Consider the following 21664-nt stretch of genomic DNA (forward strand, 5'->3'; position numbering starts at 1 on the left):
AATTGTAAGGCCGGTTTATCGGCCATCGGCGCGGGTTTCGTTGAAAAAGATGCCTGTTAAGGCCAGCGCCATATATCCCATGTCCTGCCGTCTGACTGGCTGCTCTGCGGCGCCGACCGCCATATTGCGCCGGATCAGTCGCTCTTGTCGCCGCCCTGCGGTGCCCCATGGCGGCCCAGCGTGGCAAAGCCGGTGAGCGTGCGTGCGGTGCCGGGGCTGATCAGCCGTGAGGGCGGCGTCATCATCAGCCGCGAAAACAGCGTCCGATACGCCTCTTGCTGCATCAATCTGCGAAACTGCTCGTGGCGCCATTGCACCGCGCGGGCATGTAGCTTTTGCAGCTTGGCGTCCTCGCGCAGCAGATCGGCAATGGCCTCGCGGGCAGGGCGATAGCGGGCAATACTCTCATCTTCATCGGTGTTGAAATTCCGTTCAACCCAGTAATCCATCCCCAGATCGCCCGGACGGTTGACCCGCCCCCGCTCGGCCTTCAGCACATAGCTTTCCATGGACCCCAGCGGATAGTGGTTCAGCTGCACCAGATCGAAATTTGCCTGCCCGTAGTTGGAATAGACCCGCTGCGTCTTGAACCCCTGATCCAGTTCCCGCCCGGAACCATCGAACCAGCGAAACTCCTCTAGGCTGGCGCCGTCGTCCGGGCTGCGCGGGCGATGCACCCCCAGTTTGCGATAGGTGCCATCGTTGCGATAGAGCGTCTTGAACATGGCCGCGCGCCACGGCCAGTGGATCACCTCCGGCGCGCAGCGGGTGAAGCTGTCGGTCACCGGCTGGTCCTGATAGCGCACCGTCTCGCCATTGCCGAACAGCCGCCAGGTCAGGGTGATGGCATCCGCATCGGGCAGCGCTGCGTGAAGATCCGCCAGCCGACCCTCGCCTGCATGGATATTGACGAATTCATCCACATCCAGCGCCATCACCCAGTCGGCCTTGCGCATCAGGCGGTGTTTGTCCGCCTTCTTCAGCCCGGTGAACTGAATGCCGCCCTTGTCATAGGGACCATCGTTGCGCAGGTGGGTGACATGGCCCAACTCATCCAGCCGATCCAGCATCCGGTCCGTGCCATCCGCGCAGTCGTTGGACAGGATGAGGATATCGCTGAAACCCACCGCCTTGTGATGGGCAATCCATTCCAGCAGGAAAGCGCCTTCGTTTTTCACACATGTCACGGCCAGTGTTCGCATGCTGTCTCCTGCCACGTCTGTACCGGACCCGCTTGGGCCGATGGCGTGTCTCTGTCATCGCATTGCAGCGCAGGCCGGTCAATGTGTCCGGAAGCCGGGCACAGCATCGTCCGCGGATGACCTATGGGACCAAAGTGGCATGACCAGCCGCTTGACCCGCTTCCATCGCCGTGGCCTCTTGGGCAGAGCTAAAGGGGAGCCAGATGTCGCAGCAGACGAAGCCGAGCCAACCGCAGACCACCAGCCATCCTGTCAGCCATCCCACCAGTCACGCTGCCGGCCCCTCGGCGCCGGTCGGCGCGCGCGGAATGCCCGGCTCCATTGATGCGGTGGAAACCCTGCTGACGGAGGCCGGGTATGTCGCCGACCGGGGACTGGCGACGGTGGTGTTTCTGTCGCTGCGCCTTGGTCGCCCGCTGTTTCTGGAGGGCGAAGCCGGTGTGGGCAAGACCGAGATCGCCAAGACCCTCGCCGCCGCGCTGGGCCGTCGCTTGATCCGGTTGCAGTGCTACGAAGGACTGGATGCCTCCAGCGCGGTCTATGAATGGAACTTCGCGGCCCAGATGATCGCCATCCGCGCCGCCGAGGCAGACGCTGGTGAACCGCGTGATCGCGCGGCTCTTCAGGCGGAACTCTTCAGCGACGACTATCTTATCCGCCGCCCGCTGCTGGAGGCGATGCAGCCCGATCCCGCTGGCGCGCCAATTCTTCTTATTGATGAGCTGGACCGCACCGATGAGCCGTTTGAGGCGTTCCTGCTGGAGGCGCTCAGCGATTTTCAGGTCACTATCCCCGAACTCGGCACCATTAAGGCGCCGGAACCTCCCATCGTGATCCTGACCTCCAACCGCACCCGCGAGGTGCATGACGCGCTGAAACGGCGCTGCCTCTATCACTGGGTGGATTACCCGGATTTTGACCGCGAGATGGAAATCCTCACCGCCCGCGCGCCCGGTCTGGCGCCGCGTCTGTCGCAGGAGGTCGTGGCCTTTGTGCAGGCGTTGCGCACCGAAGATCTCTTCAAACATCCGGGCATTGCCGAGACAATTGACTGGGCCAACTGCCTGTTGGCGCTGGATGTCATTGATCTGTCGCCGGAGGTGATCGCCGACACATTGGGGGCCATTCTGAAATATCAGGATGATATCAGCCGCCTGCAGGGCTCCGAGGCGAAGCGCATTCTGGATCAGGCGCGCGCAACGCTGGGTCCTACAGGATGATGCGGACCTGCGCTGATGCCTGAATACCCGCCGCTGCCGCTGCCGGAGGCCCCCCGGCTGGCGCAGAATATCACCCATTTCGCGCGTGGCTTACGGCGGGCCGGGCTTCCCATCGGCCCCGGCCGGGTGGCCGAAGCCGTCGCGGCGGTGGCCACGGCGGGCTTCACCTCGAAGCAGGATTTCTACTGGACCCTGCACGCCTGCTTTGTCTCCAAACCCGAACATCGTCAGGTCTTTGCACAGATCTTTCGGCTCTATTGGCGGGATCCGCGCTTTCTGGAGCATATGATGGCGGCGATGCTGCCCGCGATCCGCGGCACGCAGGAGGAAAAAGCCGCAAAGCCGGCCCAGAAACGCGCCGCCGAGGCGCTGTTGGATGGTGCCGAGGCACCGGATCGCCCCGACCAGCCGGAGGGGGAGGAGCCACCGGAGCAGCTGGAGTTAAACGCCGAACTCACCATGTCGCGGGAGGAACGGCTACGGCAACTGGATTTTGAGCAGATGAGCACCGCCGAAGTCGCCGAGGCCAAGCGGATGTTGGCCAAGATGCAGCTGCCCATCCGCCCCATCCAGTCCCGCCGCCTGATCGCCTCCGCCGCTGGCAACCGCATCAACTGGCGCCGCACCATGGCGCAGGCCGCCCGTCAGGGCGGTGAGATCACAACGCTCGCACGCGCTCAACGCCGGTTACGCTGGCCCAATCTGGTGGTGATCTGCGATATCTCCGGCTCAATGAGCCAATATTCCCGCCTGATCCTGCATTTCCTGCATGCGGTCGCCAATCGCAAGGGGCCGGGCTGGGCGCGTGTGCATGGCTTTACCTTCGGCACACGGCTCACCAATATCACCCGCCATCTGGGGCAGCGCGATGTGGATGCCGCCCTTGCCGCCGCCGGGGCAGAGGCGCAGGATTGGGAGGGGGGCACCAGGATTGGCGCCTGCCTGCATGATTTCAACCGTGACTGGTCGCGCCGGGTCATGGGGCAGGGGGCGGTGGTGCTGCTGATCACCGACGGGCTGGACCGCGACGACAGCGATCAGCTCAGCGCCGAAATGCAGCGGCTGCATCTCTCTGCGCGCCGCCTGATCTGGCTCAACCCATTACTGCGCTTTGATGGCTTTGCGCCTAAGGCACGCGGCATCCGCGCCATGCTGCCCCATGTGGACAGCTTTCGCGCAGGCCATTCGATTGCGGCGCTGCAGGATCTGGCGGATGTCCTCACCCGCGCGGAAGACAGCGGCGAAAAACGGCGGCTGATGCAGATGTTGACGTCTGAATAACGCACATAAGCGCCACCTCTGATCGGCAGGCTCTGGCCGAAAATCATCGCTCACAAGCAACTTATTTGCCCCGGCGCGGGTTATGTTTCTAGGCTTTGCACCGCACAGCGAAAGGAACACCGCATGGTTTCGCAGCTTCTCAGATCCTCGACCGCGCTGGCGGTCATCGTCTCTCTCACTCTCCCGGTTGCCGCCCCCGCGCAGTCGAAATCGGACCCGACCGACCTCAGCCAGATGGCCCCTGAAGAAATCACACAGGCGGTGCAGCGCTGCCTACGGTGGCTCAAGAATGGGCGCATCAGCCCCGAAGGGGAGATCCTGAAGGGCAAGGGAAAAGGGGCCAAAGCGAAGTTCTGCCAAGCCTATGTCACCGGTGAATTGGACGCTGGTTTGGATCCCGCCCTTGCCTCCTCCGCACTGATGGCCGGCGCTGAACAGGCTGAGGCTGCACCTGCGGCGGGCGAACAGGCCGAGCCAGCAGCCCCGACCGAGGCAGAGCAGGCCGCCGCTCCGGTTGAACCTGCCCCAGAACCCGCCACAAACGCGGCCCCCTCTCAGACCGCGCAGACCGAAGCTCCGGCCGAGACGGCAGAGACAACCGCTGAACAGAACGCAGATGAGACCACCGCAGAGGCAGAGCCTCCGGTGGAGCCGGTCGCCAATGATGGGGTGAACACAGCGCCCAACACAGAAGCAGGCGCCACCGCGTCAGAGGGTACGGCTGAGGCCGGAACCACCTCCGACACCGAACTGGCCGCAGCGCTGGCAGAGGCGGAGGACGGGACCGATCCTGCACCTGCGTCCGAGCCAGAACCCCAACCCGAGGTCGAACCACTCGACAGTCAGGCGCAGGCTGACGCGCTGGCTGAGGTTGAGGCCGAGGATGACAGCGCCGCCGCCGCCGCGAGCGCTGACGCCACCGGAGAGGCCGAGGTGGTGGAAGAAACCGTGACCGAAGACACCGCGCGCAGTTCGGATGAGGAATTTGAAACCGCCGTCAACACGCCCGCAAGCGAGGCTGAAACCACCGAAGAGGCGGAAACTGCTGCGCCGACTGAGAACAGCGCAGCCGCCGCCCCAGCCGCAGAGGAGGACGACGGCCTCAGCAAGCTGCAGAAGGCCGCGCTTCTGGGGCTTGGCGCCGTTGCCATTGGCCAGCTGCTGAAGCAGGGCGAAACCGTGGTGACCAACTCCGGTGACCGTGCGGTGGTGGAACAAAACGGCCAGTACCGGGTGATCAAGAATGACGACGCCCTGCTGCGCCAGCCCGGCAGCAATGTCACTACGTATAAGTTCAAGGATGGCTCCACCCGCACCGTTGTCGTGCGCGAAGACGGGACGGAGGTTGAAACCATCCGCGCCCGCGATGGCCGCGTTCTGCGCCGTACCCGTACGCTCACCGATGGCAGCAGCGTTGTGCTGTTCGATGACACCCAGCGCGCCGACAATGTGGTGGTGTCCGAATTGCCCACCGCCGCCCCGCGCAGATCTGCCTTCAGCAGCGATGCGATCAACGCGGATGAGCTGGCGCTGGCGCTCGCTGCCAAGGAAGCCCCCGCCGTCAGCCGCCGCTTCTCCCTGCGCCAGATCCGCAATATCGATGCGGTCCGCCAACTGGTCCCGGAAATCACCGTGCAGTCGATCAACTTTGAAACCGGCTCCGCCGTGATCCGCGCAGCAGAGGCCGAAGAACTGGCGGCGCTGGGCAATGCGCTGCGCGAGATGATCGCGCAGAACCCGCAGGAGGTGTTCCTGATCGAAGGCCACACGGATGCGGTCGGTGCCGCCCCCTTTAACCTCGCACTGTCAGATCGCCGCGCCGAGAGTGTCGCGCTGGCCTTGACCGAGTATTTCAAGGTGCCGCCCGAAAATATGGTGGTGCAGGGCTATGGTGAGACCGATCTGGCGGTGGCGACCCAAAGCGCCGAGCGCGCCAATCGCCGCGCCGCCGTGCGCCGGATCACGCCGCTTCTGCAGGGCGGTAACTGATCGGTCTGCTGGCGGATCCAAGCCTGGAACAACACATCAAAGGGCGCCCAGATCGGGCGCCCTTCTGTCGGTTTGAAACCTGCGATAGCGGCTATTTCCGGCTGCGCTTCTTGATGGTTTTCGCCGTTTTCACCATCTTGCCAAAGCTTTTGTCCTTGGCGCGTTTTTGCGCCAGAGAGGCGGAATTGAAGGCTTCTTCCGCGGCCAGTTTACGCCAGCGGTCCAACCGGCTGGCGTCAACCTCACCGGCGGCAATGCCCGCCTGCACCGCGCAGCCCGGCTCCCCTTCATGGGCGCAATTGCGGAAGCGGCACTGTGTCGCCAACTCTTCAAGATCGGCAAAGACATCGCCGACACCGCTGGCCGCATCGGTCAGCTGCAATTCCCGCATCCCCGGCGTGTCCAGCACGCCGCAGCCGTTGTCGAGGAAATAGAGCTGCCGCCGGGTGGTGGTGTGGCGTCCGCGCGCGTCATCCTCGCGGATGCCCTGCGTTGCGATATCCAGATCCTCGCCAAGCGCCTTGGTCAGCGTCGATTTGCCAACGCCCGAGGTGCCGAGGAAGGCAATGGTCTGCCCGGCCCGCACCCAGGGCGCCAGCGCCTCGCGCGCGGCCGCGCTCTTGGCGTTCAGCGGCACCACCTCCACCAGATCGGAAATGCTCTTGGCCTGGCTAATATACTCCGCCGGATCCTCGCAAAGGTCGATTTTTGTCAGCACGATCACCGGCGTCACCTCAGCATCAAACGCCATGGCAATAAACCGCTCCAGCCGCGCGACATTGAAATCCGCATTGCAGGAGGTGACCACAAACATCGTGTCGATATTGGCGGCGATCAGCTGGACCTTGCGATCCTTGCCCGGTGCGCGGCGGCGGATCAGGCTTTTACGCTCCAGCACCCGGCTGTGTGTTGGCAGCTCAGAGTCCAGCATCAGCCAATCCCCCACAGTCGCCTCGGGGCCAGGGGGGATCACCATGTCGATGCCGTCGCCCATGGCCCGCAGCCCGTTGCGGTTCACTTCGGTGATGCGCACGGGCGGGTGGCTCGCCATTTCGTCCAGATCGGTCTGCTGGGAGAAGACCCCCTGCCAGCCAAGATGCTCCAGCGCGCTCAAAGGGCGCGTGCTGTCGGCGGTGTCTTCAGGCGCAGGGGTGCTCAGGAATTGGGAATAGTCCCTTGTCATTGGGAATGTCTTTCTTGGTGTGATCGCGGGGTTGGCCCGGATCTGTATGTCTGATGAATGTCGCGCAAATCTTCCCTGACACCTGCCAATAGGGGCAGGCGGCATTCTCCGGGGCAATCTGCAAACCGGGGTGGCCTCTGCCGCCCCTTCTTCACCAGGACATAAACTCTCCAATTCTCTGGAGCTTGGTCTACCCGAGGCAGGGTGACTTGGCAAGCTTTCGCCGCGCGGGGCCTGCGCGCGCTATCCCGCTTAGCGCGTCAACTCCCGCATCCCGCGTTCCAGCCCCGCCAGCGTCATCGGTACCATCTGATCGGCAAAGATCTCCCGGATCATCTGGATCGAATGGGTGTGGGGCCAATAGGCCTCCGGCACCGGGTTGATCCACAGATGCGAGGCCCATTGCGCCCGCGCCCGCTCCAGCCAGACCTGACCGGCCTCGGGGTTCCAATGCTCATTGGCGCCGCCCGGATAGGCAATCTCATAGGGGGACATCGACGCATCGCCGACAAAAATGCACTTATAGTCTGGCCCATAGGTGCGCAGCACCTCATGGGTGGGGATCTGCGCATCCCAGCGGCGGCGGTTGTCGCGCCAGACCCCTTCATATAGGCAATTGTGGAAGTAGAAATATTCCAGATGTTTGAACTCGCTGCGCGCCGCCGAGAACAGCTCTTCCACCACTTTGATATGCGGATCCATCGACCCGCCCACATCCAGAAACAACAGCACCTTCACCGCATTGTGCCGTTCCGGCCGGGTTTTCACGTCCAGATAGCCGTGTTCCGCAGTGGCGCGGATGGTGCCCGACAGGTCCAGCTCCTCCGCCGCGCCCTCGCGCACCCAGCGGCGCAGACGTTTCAGCGCCACCTTGATGTTGCGCGTGCCCAGTTCGACATCACCATCCAGGTTCTTGAACTCGCGCTTGTCCCAGACCTTGACCGCGCGCTGATGGCGGCTTTCCTTCTGGCCGATGCGCACCCCTTCGGGGTTGTAGCCATAGGCGCCAAAGGGCGAGGTGCCCGCCGTGCCGATCCATTTGTTGCCCCCCTGATGGCGGCTTTCCTGATCCTTCAGCCGCTCCTTCAGGGTCTCCATCAGTTTTTCAAACCCGCCAAGCGCCTCGATTTCGCGGCGCTCTTCCTCGCTGAGGTGCTTCTCCGCCATTTTGCGGATCCACTCCTCGGGGATGTCCACGGCCTCCATCACCGCCTCAGCGGGGATCGCCTCCAGCCCGGAGAATGTCGCGGCAAAGGCGCGGTCGAACTTGTCGATATTGCGCTCATCCTTCACCATGGCGGCGCGCGCCAGATAGTAGAAGGCATCAATATCATAGGTCGCAAGCCCCGCTTTCATCCCTTCAAGAAAGGTCAGATATTCCCGCAAGGACACCGGAACCGCCGCCTTGCGCAGGTTTTCAAAGAAAGGCTGAAACATCTGAGTCTCCGTCAGGGCTGATCAGGCGGCCATCTTGCGCCCCGCGCGCTGCGTCAGAGCAGCATACGGTCGGCGAGAATGGTCGCAAACAACCCCAGAATAGCAAAAACCATGGCGTATGCAGCGCCATATTGCAGCTTATCTGCCAAGCTGCCGCCGCGTTTTTGGGCCGTGCGGACCCCCAGAAGTGCGCCAAGAAGCAATGCGCCGATTACGATCATGCCGATGTCCGTCTGTTAAGAATGTTCATGTCTCAGGTGGGGCCGTGCCGGTCCGGGTCAAGCTGTGACGCCGCTGGCGCTGCGCCAGCCGCAGATCAGTGCGGCGGCGCAAGGGCCGCAATCTCGGTCATCGCGCTGCGCACCGCCCAATCCGGGCCGAACCCGTAGCGTGCCCATCCCTGGCTGTCCAGTCTCACCGCATAGGCCGCGTCAGTTTGGCCCTGTAACAGCAGCGCCTCGGCCTCTAGCAGCATCAGACTGGAGAGCAGCACCGCGTTCTCCCCCCGCGCCGCCACCGGCAGGGCAGGCCGGATGCGGGCCAGTGCCATGGCGCCATCGCCGCGAATGATATCAAAGGCGGCCATGCGGCTCGCGATCTGGGCGCGCAACAGCGGGCTGTCATAGCGTCCTTGCAGATAGATCAGCGCGGTCTCGAAATGCTGCTGCGCCAGTTCCGGGTCATCCCGTTGCAGAATGCGCCCCAGCACATAGTGGTTGAAGGCCCGCCGGTGATCCTGCCAGCCCAGATCACGGGCAATCGCCGCCCCGCGATGCGCCGCCCGCAGCCGAACGGCACGGCTGCTGCCCGGTGTCAGCGCCGCCTCGGTCGCGTCGATCCAGTCGCGCGAGGTGGCGGGCAGTGGTTGGGCCGCCCGACCAGCCCCACCGGGATTCAGACGCGCCAGAATGGCCGGCAGACGGGCGGCAACCTCAGCCCGTGTCATGCCGCTGCGCAGCTCGGGCGCATAGCCCACCCGCAGGATCAACATATCAAATCCGGTCAGCACCGTATGCACATTGTCGTCGTTGAACACCGAATCCGACAGCCGGTAGAGATCGTTGAGCGGCCCGATGGCCTGTGCCAGCTCCTCATGTAGGCAGTCGCGGGTCTCCTGCGGGCTCACATCATTGGGCACAAAAATCGCCAGCCTCTGACGCGCGCGCAGATTGGCCCAATTGGTCCGGGGTTTGCGCTTGGAGCGGCGGTATTCCGCCAGCGAACTGACATTGGGCACCACGAAACAGGCCGCGCGGGGCGAGGCGCGGCGGATGGCTTTGCGCGGCACCGCCTCAATGGTGATATTGGCAGCAGGGCCCGCAGCCTCCCCGCCCAGCAGCCGCAGATCCAGCCCGGCCTCGCGCTGCAACCGCTGCATGAGCGCCGCCAGATCCCGGTTCAGGCTTTTGGTGGGCTGACCGATAAGGCGTAGCGTGATCGGGTGTTCAAACCGGGTAAAGACGGGCAGGGCGGTGCCGCTTTCCAGCTGAAAATGCAGATCGAGGAAATCCCGCGCAATATCGCTGTTGGCCCGCTGCGGCGCCACCGGATGTGCGCGGGCAAAGCTCTTGGCCGGGGCCAGCGGCGCCAGCGCCGCAGCGGTGCGGCTCGGGGGCGCATATCGTGTCTCAGCCCCGCATCCAGCCAGCGCCGCCACCATCGCCAACGCCGCAAATCCGCGCCAGCACCGCAGGGGGGAGGGCCGCCCTGCAAGAGGATCGGCAGAAGGACCAGCGGGCAACAGACGGGGCCGGAATGTGAACAAGCGATCTCTCCTGCGACAGGACAGCCCCAGCTTGTGCCAAGACAGGGTTAAAAATCAATGTTATGGCTGGCCATAGCGCAGCAGAGCCGCAAAGAGAAGGGCACCCCGGCAACACCTCTCCTGCCGTGGGGCGAGGCAGGACCATCCGCCCCGGGTCAGGGGCAAACGCAGAGACAGGTTGAAAAGGCTACGCCAATGGCGTATATACGCAAAGAGACACAGAAATGCCTGCGGGTGGATTACCGCATCACCCCGGTCGCGATCGAGGACGCCATCCACGCCTATCTGGACGAGGATGAGCTGGCCCGGCTGATCGCCACCCTGGTGCGTGACCCCACCATCGGGCGCAAGACGGATGAAGATTACCACCATGTCGCCGGGGATCTGACGCTGCGCTACCGCATCCATCAGGCCAGTCCTGATCTGATGATGGTCTATGTGCTCAGAATACACCGCCGACAGCGGGATCCGCGCCTGTCGGGATTGATGGCGCAGGGCGCGCGGGCGGTGGGCAATCTGGCGCTGGATGTGGTGAAATCCCGCATCAAGGCGCTGCTGAAGGAGGATAATTGATATGGCAGAGCATAAGGCAAACCATCAGGCCAGAGGCACCGGCCGTATCCGCCAGCAAAGCGAGGCGGACCGTGATGCCATGGCGCTGCAGCAGATGCAGGACGATATCTCCGGTAAAACGCCCTTGGAGACCATGGCCAGCCGCGAGGTGCCGATGGTGGACGTTGTACGCCTGCGCAAAACCCTCGGCATGTCCCAGGAACGGTTTTGCAGCCACTTCGGCTTTCGCCTCGGCTCGGTGCGCAACTGGGAGCAGGGCCGCCGCCTGCCGGAACGCCCGGCCCGCATTCTGCTGCGCATGATTGAGGATGATCCAGAGCGCGTCGAACGCTTCCTGCGCGAGGCTTACTGAGGGCGCAGGCACAAGGCGGCGTGGACACCCAGTGCAATGAACTGCGCGTAGATCCACGCCTCAAGCAGCCTTTGGAACAGGCCCTGTGCCTCCGGGACAGCAATAATGGCGCCGAACAGACCGACCCCGACAGCCAAAGACGGCAGCGCAAGGCGCCGCAAAAGCGAAGGTTGCGGGAGGGTCAGCACCAGCAGGAACAGGCCGATCAGCGCTAGCGGGTAGGCCACGGCTGCGGCAATCATATGCGCGATATGGACCGCGCTCTGCCCGTCGTCTCCGCCGTTACATCCCGCGTCGCAGGGCAGCCCGGCAGCCAGCATAAGCAGGCCCGCATAGGTCGCCAGCAGGATCAGCGAGAGCCGTGTCAACCGTCGGTCCGGCAGGCGCGCATTGAGCAGCGCCAGAAAGCCGAGGAACCACAGTTCAGTCGGGATGAACACCGCATAATTGGTCCAGGCGGCATAGGGCGCCCCGGCGGCTCCCAGCACGCTCATAAAATGGCTGACATGGGAATAGCCGGGGCTGAGCGCCGCAAGCACACCCACGCCAATGGCCAGCCAAAGCCCGCTGATCACAGGCAGGGCAATCAGCGCCCATGACGCGGTGTCACGCAGTGGTCCTGGCCGCAATTCTCGCTCCCCCCGCAACACTACACAATGATCGGATCGCCCAGATCACACAAGAAGAGGACACCAGATACGTCAGTCGTAAACCGTCATATATCAAGGCGTCCTCGCAAGCGCTTCGTGTTGTGCGCCCGTCTCCTCAGCGACGGCCCCGCGCCATGAAGGCGAGCCGCTCGAACAGATGCACGTCCTGTTCGTTCTTCAACAATGCACCGTGCAGTTTCGGCAGCGCATCCGCGCCGTGGCGTTTCAGATCTTCCGCTGTCAGATCCTCGGCCAAGAGCAGCTTCAGCCAGTCCAGAACCTCTGACGTCGACGGCTTCTTCTTCAGCCCAGCCGTGTCACGGATCTCGTAGAACTGCGTCAACGCCGTGGTCAGCAGACTGTCCTTGATGCCGGGGTGATGGACCTCGACAATCTTGCGCATGGTCTCGGCATCGGGGAACTGGATGTAGTGAAAGAAGCAGCGACGCAGAAACGCGTCCGGCAGTTCCTTTTCATTGTTGGAGGTGATGATCATGATCGGACGCTGACGCGCCCGGATCGTCTCGCCGGTCTCGTAAACATGGAACTCCATCTTATCGAGTTCCTGCAACAGGTCATTGGGGAACTCGATATCGGCCTTGTCGATCTCATCAATCAGCAGCACCACCTTCTCGTCCGCCTCGAAGGCCTCCCAGAGCTTGCCGCGCTTGATGTAGTTTTTGACGTCATGCACCCGCTCATCGCCCAGCTGGCTGTCGCGCAACCGGCTGACCGCATCATATTCATAAAGCCCCTGCTGGGCGCGGGTGGTGGATTTCACATTCCACTCAATCATCCGCAGCCCCAGCGCATCGGCCACCTGCCGTGCCAGCTCGGTCTTGCCGGTGCCCGGCTCCCCCTTCACCAGCAGCGGCCGCTCCAGCGTAACCGCGGCGTTGACCGCAATTTTCAGATCCTCTGTCGCGACGTAATCCTTAGTGCCCTGAAACTGCATCTCTTTCCTGCCTCGTTGCCTCTGTGCAACCCCTGGGGGCGCTCTTATGCAGGTTTTAACCCTTTGTGCGTACTATTGTGTAGTGACAATCGCTGACGCAGGGGATAAACGCTGCGGCATGCGGGGGGAGCCGCTGAGTTTGTAAACAATACCGAGGAAGACCGGCAGTATGGGGCAAACCAAAGGTAGTGAAATGAAGCAAGAGGTGTTTCTGCCGGATGATTATCGTCCGGCTGATGATGAACCCTTCATGAATGACCGGCAGCAGGAATATTTCCGTCGCAAGCTGCATGAATGGAAACAGGAACTCCTGGCCGAAAGCCGCGACACGATTGAGGGGTTGCAGGACAACACCCGCAATATTCCCGATGTTGCCGACCGCGCCAGTGAAGAAACCGATCGCGCGCTGGAGCTGCGCACCCGGGACCGCCAGCGCAAGCTGGTTGCCAAGATCGACTCGGCCATCCGCCGCATCGACGAAGGGGAATACGGCTACTGCGAAGTCACCGGTGAGCCCATTTCGCTCAAGCGTCTGGACGCCCGGCCCATCGCCACGATGAGTCTTGAGGCACAGGAACGCCACGAGCGCCGGGAAAAAGTCCACCGCGACGACTGATTTTCTTGCATTTGTAAAAAAAATCATAACGCCGGGGCCTGTTGCTCCGGCGATTTTCGTTTATCTGGGGGTATCGCGCGGCCGGAACGGACCGGCCTGTGTGCAGATAGCGGGACAAGATGAGACTGACAGACCGAAAAATCACCATAATCGGTGCGGGCATTGGCGGACTGGCGGCAGCGCTTGCCTTCAGCCGACAGGGCGCAAAGGTCACGGTTCTCGAACAGGCAGACGCCATCACCGAGGTTGGCGCCGGCCTGCAAATCAGCCCCAACGGCGTTGCGGTTCTGCGGGCGCTGGGGCTGGCGGATGATCTCGCTTGGAGCGCGCCGCGCGCCCGCGCCGTGGTCCTGCGCAGCCACCGGCAGGGCCGCGAGGTTCTGCGGCTTGATCTCGACCAATATGCGTCGGGACAGAATTTCTACTTCGCCCACCGCGCCGATCTGATCAACCTCTTGGCCGATGCCGCGCGCAAGGCCGGGGTCAAGGTGCGCCTGCTGCAAAAGGTCGACCGCATCACCAGCGGTGCCCGCCCGGTGGTGCATCTGGCCAATGGCGCACAGTGTGGCGGGGATCTGGTGATTGGCGCCGACGGGCTGCATTCCAAGGCGCGGGCCGCGTTGAATGGCGTCGCGACGCCCCGCTTCACCGGGCAGGTGGCCTGGCGCGCGACTGTCGCCAATCTGCACAATCACCCGGCGGAGGCACAGGTTTTCATGGGGCCGGGTCGCCATCTGGTGACCTATCCGCTGCGCGACAGCAGCCTGATGAACATCGTCGCGGTGCAGGAACGCAAGACCTGGGCGGAGGAAGGCTGGCATCACCGTGACGACCCGGAGGCGCTGCGCAGCGCCTTCACCGGATTTGGTGGCGCCGCCGCCGATCTGCTGGCGCAGGTCGATCAGGTGGCCCTCTGGGGGCTGTTTCGCCATCCGGTTGCCGAGGTCTGGCATCAGGGCAGCCTCGCGATCATGGGCGATGCCGCACATCCAACCCTGCCGTTCATGGCGCAGGGGGCCAATCTCGCGCTGGAGGATGCCTGGGTTCTGGTCGATGCCCTGCGCACCGCCACCAGTGACGAAGAAGGGCTCGCCACCTATCAGAGCCGCCGCCGCAACCGCGCCGCCAAAGTGGTGGCTGCCGCCACCGGCAATGCCTGGAAATACCACCTGCGCCAGCCGTTCGCATGGCCCGCGCATCAGATCCTGCGCCTCGGCGGGCGGCTCGCGCCCCAGCGCATGGTGCAGCAATTCGACTGGATCTACGGCCACGACGTCACCGGCGGCACCCCCGCCCCAACAGGCAACGACCCCGGCGCAGGTGGTCCCATCACGACATTGGCCTAAGGTGACGGAACAGCACGCCTAGCAGCTGTACGTCGCGGCCCTGCCGTTGATTATTGATGGGGTAACGCCTGAGCGATTTCTCAGCGGCGACCAGACCGGCATGTCCAATGAGCAGCAGGCCGCGTGGGCAAATTTCTTCGACGTTATTGAACGTTTTCAATAATATAGAGGATGTGCACGCGCGACAGCATAGCTGGCTGGACAAGACCCACCCGCGCAGCGCGCCGTCGGTGCGGACAGGCCCTCAGCGCCTCACAGATCCAGATCGACCCATACCGGCACATGATCTGATGGCTTGTCACGGCCGCGCACATCCTTGTCGATCTGGCAGTCACGCAGCAGGTCGGCGGCCTGCGGGCTCAACAGGAAATGGTCGATGCGGATGCCATTGTTGCGGTTCCAGGCCCCGGCCTGATAGTCCCAGAACGAATAATGCCCCGGCCCCTGATGGCGCGCGCGGAATGCTTCGGTAAAGCCAAGCGCCATGATCCGCTGGAACGCGGCCCGGCTTTCGGGGCGGTGCAGCGCGTCGTCTTTCCAGGCCTCCGGGGTCTTGGCATCTTCAGCCTGCGGGATGATGTTGTAATCCCCGGCCATCAGGGCAGGCATTTCCTCGGCCAGCAGATCCTTTGCCCGCTGCCGCAGCCGCTCCATCCAGGCCAGTTTATAGGCGTATTTGCCGCCCTCGACCGGCTGGCCCTCTGCGTCCAGCTCTACCGGGTTGCCATTGGGCAGGTACAGCCCGCAGATGCGGATCGCCTGTTTGCCCACCACTGTCGCCTCGATCCATCGGGCTTGTTCGTCGCTGTCATCACCGGGCAGCCCGCGCCGCACATCCTCCAGCGGCAGTTTCGACAGGATCGCCACCCCGTTAAAGCTCTTCTGACCGTGGGTTTCGACATTGTAACCCCGGTCCTCGAACAGCTCGCGCGGGAAGGCCTCATCGACAGATTTGATCTCCTGCAGAACCACCACATCGGGCTGCGCCTCATCCAGCCAGTCCGGCAGCGCGTTGATACGGGCCTTGATACCATTGATGTTGAAGGTGGCGATTTTCATATCCGGTCTCCTGCCTCTGTGGCCCGGGGTGGGGCGCCTGATCTATCGCCCAATCCGGGCGAGGGGGCAAGGGCGCGGCGGGACGCCCATGCCGAATCATGGCCATAGAAAATGCGGCATATCGAAAAGCCGGCGACACTGGGTTTGCAGCGCTGCAAGGTCGCGGGCGGGCGATCCGGCCCGGCTTTGTATGGCTGGGGTTGTGGACAGCTCTGTGGTTAACCTGTGCAGAAGCGGCTTATTTGTATCCTGATCAGAAGGCTGTCGCGCAAAGCTCATCTGTTGCGTTACGTTAAAAACAACCAGGGGGCGTGTTTTGGTGTTGCCGGGCAGGCATTCCGTGTCAATCGTCGACAGGTGTTTTTCACCTGAAACGGGAGACGATCCATGACCACATCCACACAGCGCCGCCAGACCGCCGCACCGCAGGCGACCATAGCGCATATCGACCTTCACAGCGGCCAGGGGGCTGAGCTGTTTTCCTCCGGATCACTCTGCCGCGACAGCCACGGTGACATGGTTGAAGGCGCCGGAACCGCGCTGTTTTCCTCAGGCTCAGCGCCCCGCGCTGATCGCGCCACCACCAGCGGTGCCGCAACCGGGCTGTTCTCCTCCGGCAGCTGATTTTCGACGAGCCAACCTTCCAGATCGCGCCCTGCCACCGGGGCGCAAACTCCGCATTGGTGCAAGATCCATGACTGTCATCCTGCCTTTCACACGCCCCATAGCGGGGCGCCGCAAAACCCGTCGCGCCGACATCGGCACGCTGCCCAGCCATCAGCCCCCGACTGGGCCGGGGCTTTCAGTGGCTGGTGCAGTTGCCCCGTGGGTCGAGAGCTTTGCCCGCCACCGACGGTCGCCGCAGGATGTCTACTGGCTGAAGGAGAACGCGGAGCTGCTGAGCCTTCTTCGGGTGATGCAGCAGCGGGTTGGGGGAGGCGCGGGCGCAGGCGATTTCGGGGATGAGGCAGCCCTGTCCCCCCTGCGCCCGTTTTACGATCGCGCCGCACGGCAGTTGGAGTTTTTCCCGCAGTACTATCGGTTTATCCTGTCGATCTGTCTCGATTACGAGGATCTGATCGGGACCGGTCACTTTGGGCCCAACACCCGCGCGGCGGAACTCGCGCATTGGGTGGCCCATCAGGGGCTGGTCGAGGCGGAGATGTCAGACCTGCAACGGGCCGAGGCGCGGCAGCTATTGGCGCGACGCGGCATTTCACTGCCGGTGGATCCGGGGCTTGATGACAGGTTGCGGCGCTTCGCCCGCCGCAGCCAGACCTTCGCCATCCCCAATCGCAAGGCTGCTTATGAGCTGACCCATATCGTGTTCTACCTTTCCGACTATGGTCGCCGCGATCCGGGGCTGGACGGCGCGGTTCAGCGCAGCCTGACTTACGCCGGGCTGCTGGCCTGCCTTGATCAGGATCTGGATCTTCTGTCGGAGATCTGCATCGCGCTGCGCTATTGTGGTGTCACGCCGCCATCCCGGTGGGAGCAGGCCCTGACGCGCGCATTTGAACGATTTATCCTGACACCAGACGGGTTTGACGGGCATATGGACGGCTATCACGCCTACTTCGTCACACTATGGTGGCAGCAGATCTGCGGCCCGGCGCAACAGCCGCTGGGGGTGGATATCGGCGGCTTGCGCGCCGGCGCACTCCATATCGCGATGCCTGAAACCACCAGCCTGCTGCGCCCGCTGTCGGCTTGGCTGCTGGATGTCGGGGGACACTCGCAGACGACCGCGCCGCAGCTCTGGCGCAGCGCGGTGAATGAGATGACGGCCCAATACGGGCCGCAGGCGGGTCAACAGCTGTGTGACCTGCAGCACAGCAGCCCGATGTTTGAGGGCTTCTGGAAGATTTTCAGCCGGTCAGGCGATTGCGGCTCAAAGCTGCGCCTGATTGGTAGTGATGGCCTCAGCCTGCTGCCACGCTCACCCGCATAGCGCAGATACCGTACAAGATGCAGCCACCCGCGCCTTCATGCGGCCAAGGGAGGACTACATCGAAAACGAGGTGCCGCAGCCGCAGCTGGAGGTGGCGTTGGGGTTGTTGATCACAAACCGTGCGCCGATCAGCTCTTCGGTGAAGTCAATCACCGCGTTTTCCAGAAATGGCAGCGAGACCTCATCGACCACAACTTTCTGCCCCTGACCCTCAAGGATCAGATCATCCGCCTGCGGGGCGTCCAGGGCAATTTCATATTGAAAGCCGGAACAGCCGCCGCCTTCCACTGCCACACGCAGCGCCTGACCCTGATCGGCGGCGCCAATTTCGGCCAGCCGGGCAAAGGCACGTTCAGTCACTTTCGGGGGCAATTGCATCTCTGGTCTCCCAATGAGGTGATCACTGCCGTGTTGCAGCGGAGACAATAATATAGAAAGGTGACGCGACAGGGACAAGATTGACCGGGGAAAAGATTAGTGACCTACGCGCCTTACGCGACCATGCCGGACCGCAGCCGTGGTCGTCAGGTCCCCGAGGAAGAAAGCAGCTTCCGCTCGCCCTATCAGCGGGACCGCGACCGGATCATCCACGCCAGCGCCTTTCGCAGGCTGAAACATAAAACACAAGTTTTTGTCGAACATGAGGGTGACAACTATCGCACCCGGCTCACCCATTCGATTGAGGTGGGGCAGGTGGCCCGCACCATCGCGGGCGCGCTTGGCCTCAATCAGGAACTGACCGAGGCGGTGGCGCTGGCCCATGATCTGGGGCACACGCCCTTTGGTCACACGGGTGAGGATGCGCTGCATGCGCTGATGGCGCCCTACGGCGGCTTTGATCACAATGCGCAGGCCATCCGCATCGTCACCTCGCTGGAACGGCATTACGCCGACTTCGACGGGCTGAACCTCACCTGGGAGACGCTGGAGGCGATCGCCAAACACAATGGCCCGGTGGTGGGTGATCTGCCTTGGGCGCTGGCCGAGTGCAATGCGGCGGTGGATCTGGAGCTGCACACCCATGCGAGTGCGGAGGCGCAGGTGGCGGCATTGGCTGATGACATCGCCTATAACAACCACGATCTGCACGACGGGCTGCGCGCGGGATTGTTCACCGATGCCGATATCATGGACCTGCCGGTGATCGGGGCCGCGTATCATGCGGTGGACAGCCGCTATCCCGGTCTGGATGCGCGCCGTCGCCGACATGAGGCGCTGCGCCGGGTCTTTGGCGTGATGGTCAGCGATGTGATCGACGGCGCCCGACGTCGCCTTGCCGCCAGTGGCGCGCGCAGCGTCGAGGATGTGCGCTCCCTCGGTGCACCTGTGGTGGTGTTCTCCGATGCGCTTTGGGCCGATCTGAAGGACATCCGCGCCTTCCTCTTTACCCGCATGTATCGGGCCCCCAGTGTGATGCGCAAACGCGCCGAGGTCTCCAAGGTGGTCGAGGCGCTGTTTCCCTATTTCCTCAACCACCCCGAGGAGATGCCCGCCCGCTGGCAGGGAGATATCGCCGCCGCCGCAGGTGAAACCGCGCTGGCCCGCATTGTGTCGGATTACATCGCAGGGATGACAGACCGCTTTGCACTGCAGGAACACCGCCGCCTGTTCCCGGCCGAGGCGGCCGCCGCTGCGGAGGTCGACCTGCGCGCGGGGGAATAGGCGCGGGCTGCGCAGCGACTGGCGGTATCGCTGATGCCAACTGGCTCTATCGTCGGGCGGGCGCGATGCGGTTTGATAGGCAGGACACAGCCGCAAACCGCAAGAGGGCGCCATGATCCCTACGGGCACCACAACCAGTGGCCTGACACATTGGACCGTCACTTTTCAGGACGCGCCGGAGATGGCGCGGATCCGCGCGGATCGGCTGCGCCGGGATGCACATATCGCCTTTGTGCGCGCCCATCCCGAATTGCAGATCGGCGGTGCGCTGGCGATGCGGCCCGAGCAGGATTTCCCCGGCGCCATCTGGAACGTCGAGGCCAAAACGCGCGGTGATGTGGAACGTTTGATCCTGCGCGATCCCTATTATGTCGCGTCGCTGCGCCGCTATCAGATCACCCGTTGGGGCCGCCTGCCGGTGCGCGACGCGCCGGTGGCCTGATCTCCAGGCTTGCGGGGTCGTACCGAGCTAGGCGACAGCGGGCGCACCTCCACCGGTCGCACCCAATTTTCTGACCGAGGAAATGGACGTGAAAACTCAAATTTTCCGCCCGCTGGCCCGCGCAGAGGAATTGGCGTCCTGCAATCCTGTTGACCCTGCCGCTGGCCCTCGGTATCCGCAACGGTGAACAGATGGGACGCCAGACATGAACCTCTTTACCGATATCCGCTCGCTCGTGCTTGACTGCCTCAATGTAATGGTGGCTGAGGGCACCCTGCCCGAAGGGCTCGATTTTGCCAATGTCGCGGTAGAGCCGCCGCGCGATGCGGCGCATGGGGATATGGCAACCAATGCGGCGATGGTGCTGGCCAAACCCGCCAAGATGAAGCCGCGCGATATCGCCGATGCGCTGGCAGGGAAACTGGCCGCGGACGCGCGCGTCACCTCAGCCGAGGTGGCAGGCCCCGGTTTCCTCAACCTGCGTCTGGATCGCAGCAGCTGGCAATCGGTGCTGGCGGCCGTCCTGGCGGAGGATATCAAATTCGGTCGCTCCGACCTCGGCGCGGGCAAGCGGGTCAATGTGGAATATGTCTCCGCCAACCCCACCGGCCCCCTGCACGTCGGCCACACCCGTGGTGCGGTGTTTGGCGATGCGCTGGCCAGCCTGCTGGATTTTGTCGGCTATGACGTCACCCGCGAATACTACATCAACGATGGCGGCGGTCAGGTCGATGTGCTGGCGCGCTCTGTTTACCTGCGCTACCTTGAGGCGCACGGCCAAGAGGTCGCCTTTGTCGATGGCACATACCCCGGCGACTATCTCGTCCCGGTTGGTCAGGCGCTGAAGGAGAAGGTTGGCGATGCCTATGTGGACCAGCCCGAAGATGTCTGGCTGGAGGAGATCCGCAATTTCGCCACCGATGCGATGATGGATCTGATCCGCGCCGATCTGGCCTCGCTTGGCATCCAGATGGACAAGTTCTTCTCCGAGAAATCCCTCTACGGCACTGGCCTGATCGAATCCGCGCTGAAAAGCCTGGATGACAAGGGCCTGATCTATGAGGGCGTGCTGGAGCCGCCGAAGGGCAAAAAGCCCGACGATTGGGAACCACGCGAACAGACCCTGTTCAAATCCACCGAACATGGTGATGACGTCGACCGCCCGGTCAAGAAATCCGATGGCGCCTGGACCTATTTCGCGCCGGATATCGCCTATCACTATGACAAGGTCGAACGCGGCTTTGATATGCTGATCGACATCTTCGGCGCCGACCACGGCGGCTATGTGAAGCGGATGAAAGCAGCCGTCTCAGCCCTGTCTGATGGCAAGGTGCCCTTGGATATCAAGCTCTGCCAGCTGGTGAAGCTGTTCAAGGACGGTCAGGAATTCAAGATGTCCAAACGGGCAGGGACCTTTGTCACCCTGCGCGACGTGGTGGATGCGGTGGGGCCCGATGTGACCCGCTTCATGCTGCTCACCCGCAAGAACGATCAGGGCTTTGACTTCGATCTTGATAAGGCGCTGGAACAGTCCAAGGACAACCCGGTCTTTTATGTGCAATACGCCAATGCGCGGATCTGCTCGACCCTGCGCAAGGCGGCGGAGGCGGGGATCGCCACCGACGACGCCACGCTGGCCGCTGCGGATCTGTCGCTGTTGCAGGATGACGCCCAGTTGGCTGTCGCCAAGAAGTTGGCGGAATGGCCGCGTCTGGTGGAAATCGCCGCCCGCACCAATGAGCCGCACCGCGTGGCCTTCTACCTCTACGATCTCGCGTCTGAGCTGCACGGGCTCTACCACCTCGGCAAAACCAACGAAGGTTTACGTTTTGTTAACGAGAGCAACCCATCTGCAACACATGCGAAAATGGCGCTGGCCAAGGCCGTTTCCATTGTCATTTCCGCCGGTCTTGGTATTCTTGGGGTCACACCGGCGCAGGAGATGCGATAGCTAAAATCGCCCAGGCCGCCGGATCGAGGC

21 protein-coding genes are annotated in these 21664 nt (G+C 63.1%); 12 read left to right on the forward strand and 9 right to left on the reverse strand.

What is annotated here, in order from left to right; translation table 11 throughout:
* Positions 1-134 precede the first annotated feature (134 nt).
* Positions 135-1202 carry a glycosyltransferase family 2 protein gene (locus tag phaeop14_RS05030; protein WP_096788932.1) on the reverse strand — a complete coding sequence of 356 codons (1068 nt, stop codon included), beginning with the start codon at positions 1200-1202 and terminating at the stop codon, positions 135-137.
* Between the two features lie 308 nt (positions 1203-1510).
* Between phaeop14_RS05030 and phaeop14_RS05035 the strand changes: the two genes are divergently transcribed.
* From phaeop14_RS05035 to phaeop14_RS05045, 3 genes are all read left to right on the forward strand, one after another.
* Positions 1511-2422 (forward strand): AAA family ATPase, encoded by a 912-nt coding sequence (locus tag phaeop14_RS05035; protein WP_167385684.1) that lies wholly within the window; start codon positions 1511-1513, stop codon positions 2420-2422.
* A 15-nt stretch (positions 2423-2437) separates the two neighbouring features.
* Entirely contained in the window at positions 2438-3703 is a 1266-nt protein-coding gene (locus phaeop14_RS05040; RefSeq protein ID WP_096788934.1) for a vWA domain-containing protein, read from the forward strand.
* Between the two features lie 123 nt (positions 3704-3826).
* Entirely contained in the window at positions 3827-5692 is a 1866-nt protein-coding gene (locus phaeop14_RS05045) for an OmpA family protein (protein WP_096788935.1), read from the forward strand.
* Positions 5693-5783: 91 nt separating this feature from the next.
* Here phaeop14_RS05045 and rsgA read toward each other — a convergent pair whose 3' ends face one another.
* The 4 genes from rsgA to phaeop14_RS05065 all read right to left on the reverse strand — a co-directional run bounded on the left by rsgA (position 5784) and on the right by phaeop14_RS05065 (position 9972).
* Positions 5784-6875: a ribosome small subunit-dependent GTPase A gene (gene rsgA / locus phaeop14_RS05050; protein WP_096788936.1), complete on the reverse strand. Its 1092-nt coding sequence runs from the start codon at positions 6873-6875 to the stop codon at positions 5784-5786.
* 252 nt (positions 6876-7127) lie between these two features.
* Positions 7128-8312, reverse strand: a complete 1185-nt coding sequence (locus phaeop14_RS05055) for a vWA domain-containing protein (protein WP_040172931.1) — start codon at positions 8310-8312, stop codon at positions 7128-7130.
* 53 nt (positions 8313-8365) lie between these two features.
* The gene (locus phaeop14_RS19725; RefSeq protein WP_040177966.1) at positions 8366-8533 is read right to left on the reverse strand and encodes a hypothetical protein; all 168 of its coding nucleotides are present in this window, start codon (positions 8531-8533) and stop codon (positions 8366-8368) included.
* Positions 8534-8628: 95 nt separating this feature from the next.
* Positions 8629-9972 (reverse strand): DUF2927 domain-containing protein, encoded by a 1344-nt coding sequence (locus phaeop14_RS05065; RefSeq protein ID WP_420874969.1) that lies wholly within the window; start codon positions 9970-9972, stop codon positions 8629-8631.
* A gap of 300 nt (positions 9973-10272) precedes the next feature.
* Between phaeop14_RS05065 and phaeop14_RS05070 the strand changes: the two genes are divergently transcribed.
* Together phaeop14_RS05070 and phaeop14_RS05075 are read left to right on the forward strand one after the other, a co-directional pair.
* On the forward strand, positions 10273-10650 hold the full coding sequence (locus tag phaeop14_RS05070; protein WP_027247597.1) for a hypothetical protein: 378 nt from the start codon (positions 10273-10275) through the stop codon (positions 10648-10650).
* Between the two features lies 1 nt (position 10651).
* Positions 10652-11002 carry a helix-turn-helix domain-containing protein gene (locus phaeop14_RS05075; RefSeq protein ID WP_036767018.1) on the forward strand — a complete coding sequence of 117 codons (351 nt, stop codon included), beginning with the start codon at positions 10652-10654 and terminating at the stop codon, positions 11000-11002.
* Here phaeop14_RS05075 and phaeop14_RS05080 read toward each other — a convergent pair.
* Positions 10996-11631: a DUF998 domain-containing protein gene (locus phaeop14_RS05080; RefSeq protein WP_096788937.1), complete on the reverse strand. Its 636-nt coding sequence runs from the start codon at positions 11629-11631 to the stop codon at positions 10996-10998. The genes phaeop14_RS05075 and phaeop14_RS05080 overlap by 7 nt on opposite strands.
* Positions 11632-11767: 136 nt before the next feature.
* A complete protein-coding gene (locus phaeop14_RS05085; RefSeq protein ID WP_096788938.1) occupies positions 11768-12607 on the reverse strand; it encodes an AAA family ATPase in 840 nt (279 codons plus the stop codon).
* A gap of 193 nt (positions 12608-12800) precedes the next feature.
* On the opposite strand from phaeop14_RS05085, the gene dksA reads away from it, so the two are divergent.
* Together dksA and phaeop14_RS05095 are read left to right on the forward strand one after the other, a co-directional pair.
* Positions 12801-13223 (forward strand): RNA polymerase-binding protein DksA, encoded by a 423-nt coding sequence (dksA, locus tag phaeop14_RS05090; protein WP_040173297.1) that lies wholly within the window; start codon positions 12801-12803, stop codon positions 13221-13223.
* Between the two features lie 119 nt (positions 13224-13342).
* Positions 13343-14569: an FAD-dependent monooxygenase gene (locus phaeop14_RS05095; protein WP_096788939.1), complete on the forward strand. Its 1227-nt coding sequence runs from the start codon at positions 13343-13345 to the stop codon at positions 14567-14569.
* A gap of 252 nt (positions 14570-14821) precedes the next feature.
* On the opposite strand, the gene xth is transcribed toward phaeop14_RS05095, so the two are convergent.
* Positions 14822-15628, reverse strand: a complete 807-nt coding sequence (gene xth / locus phaeop14_RS05100; protein WP_040177970.1) for an exodeoxyribonuclease III — start codon at positions 15626-15628, stop codon at positions 14822-14824.
* 387 nt (positions 15629-16015) lie between these two features.
* Here xth and phaeop14_RS05105 point away from each other — a divergent pair, with 387 nt between their 5' ends.
* Together phaeop14_RS05105 and phaeop14_RS05110 are read left to right on the forward strand one after the other, a co-directional pair.
* Positions 16016-16252, forward strand: a complete 237-nt coding sequence (locus phaeop14_RS05105; RefSeq protein ID WP_040173300.1) for a M14 family metallopeptidase — start codon at positions 16016-16018, stop codon at positions 16250-16252.
* Between the two features lie 70 nt (positions 16253-16322).
* Positions 16323-17579: a DUF6902 family protein gene (locus phaeop14_RS05110; protein ID WP_096788940.1), complete on the forward strand. Its 1257-nt coding sequence runs from the start codon at positions 16323-16325 to the stop codon at positions 17577-17579.
* A gap of 54 nt (positions 17580-17633) precedes the next feature.
* On the opposite strand, the gene phaeop14_RS05115 is transcribed toward phaeop14_RS05110, so the two are convergent.
* The gene (locus tag phaeop14_RS05115) at positions 17634-17957 is read right to left on the reverse strand and encodes a HesB/IscA family protein (RefSeq protein ID WP_014874225.1); all 324 of its coding nucleotides are present in this window, start codon (positions 17955-17957) and stop codon (positions 17634-17636) included.
* 123 nt (positions 17958-18080) lie between these two features.
* Here phaeop14_RS05115 and phaeop14_RS05120 point away from each other — a divergent pair, with 123 nt between their 5' ends.
* The 3 genes from phaeop14_RS05120 (at position 18081) to argS (ending at position 21634) form a co-directional block, all read left to right on the forward strand.
* Entirely contained in the window at positions 18081-19241 is a 1161-nt protein-coding gene (locus tag phaeop14_RS05120) for a deoxyguanosinetriphosphate triphosphohydrolase (RefSeq protein ID WP_244905822.1), read from the forward strand.
* A gap of 112 nt (positions 19242-19353) precedes the next feature.
* Entirely contained in the window at positions 19354-19683 is a 330-nt protein-coding gene (locus phaeop14_RS05125) for a YciI family protein (protein ID WP_040172957.1), read from the forward strand.
* 205 nt (positions 19684-19888) lie between these two features.
* Positions 19889-21634 carry an arginine--tRNA ligase gene (argS, locus tag phaeop14_RS05130; RefSeq protein WP_096788942.1) on the forward strand — a complete coding sequence of 582 codons (1746 nt, stop codon included), beginning with the start codon at positions 19889-19891 and terminating at the stop codon, positions 21632-21634.
* The last annotated feature ends 30 nt before the right edge of the window (positions 21635-21664 follow it).

Origin of the sequence: Phaeobacter piscinae, from assembly GCF_002407245.1 — a bacterium.
GTDB lineage: Bacteria > Pseudomonadota > Alphaproteobacteria > Rhodobacterales > Rhodobacteraceae > Phaeobacter > Phaeobacter piscinae.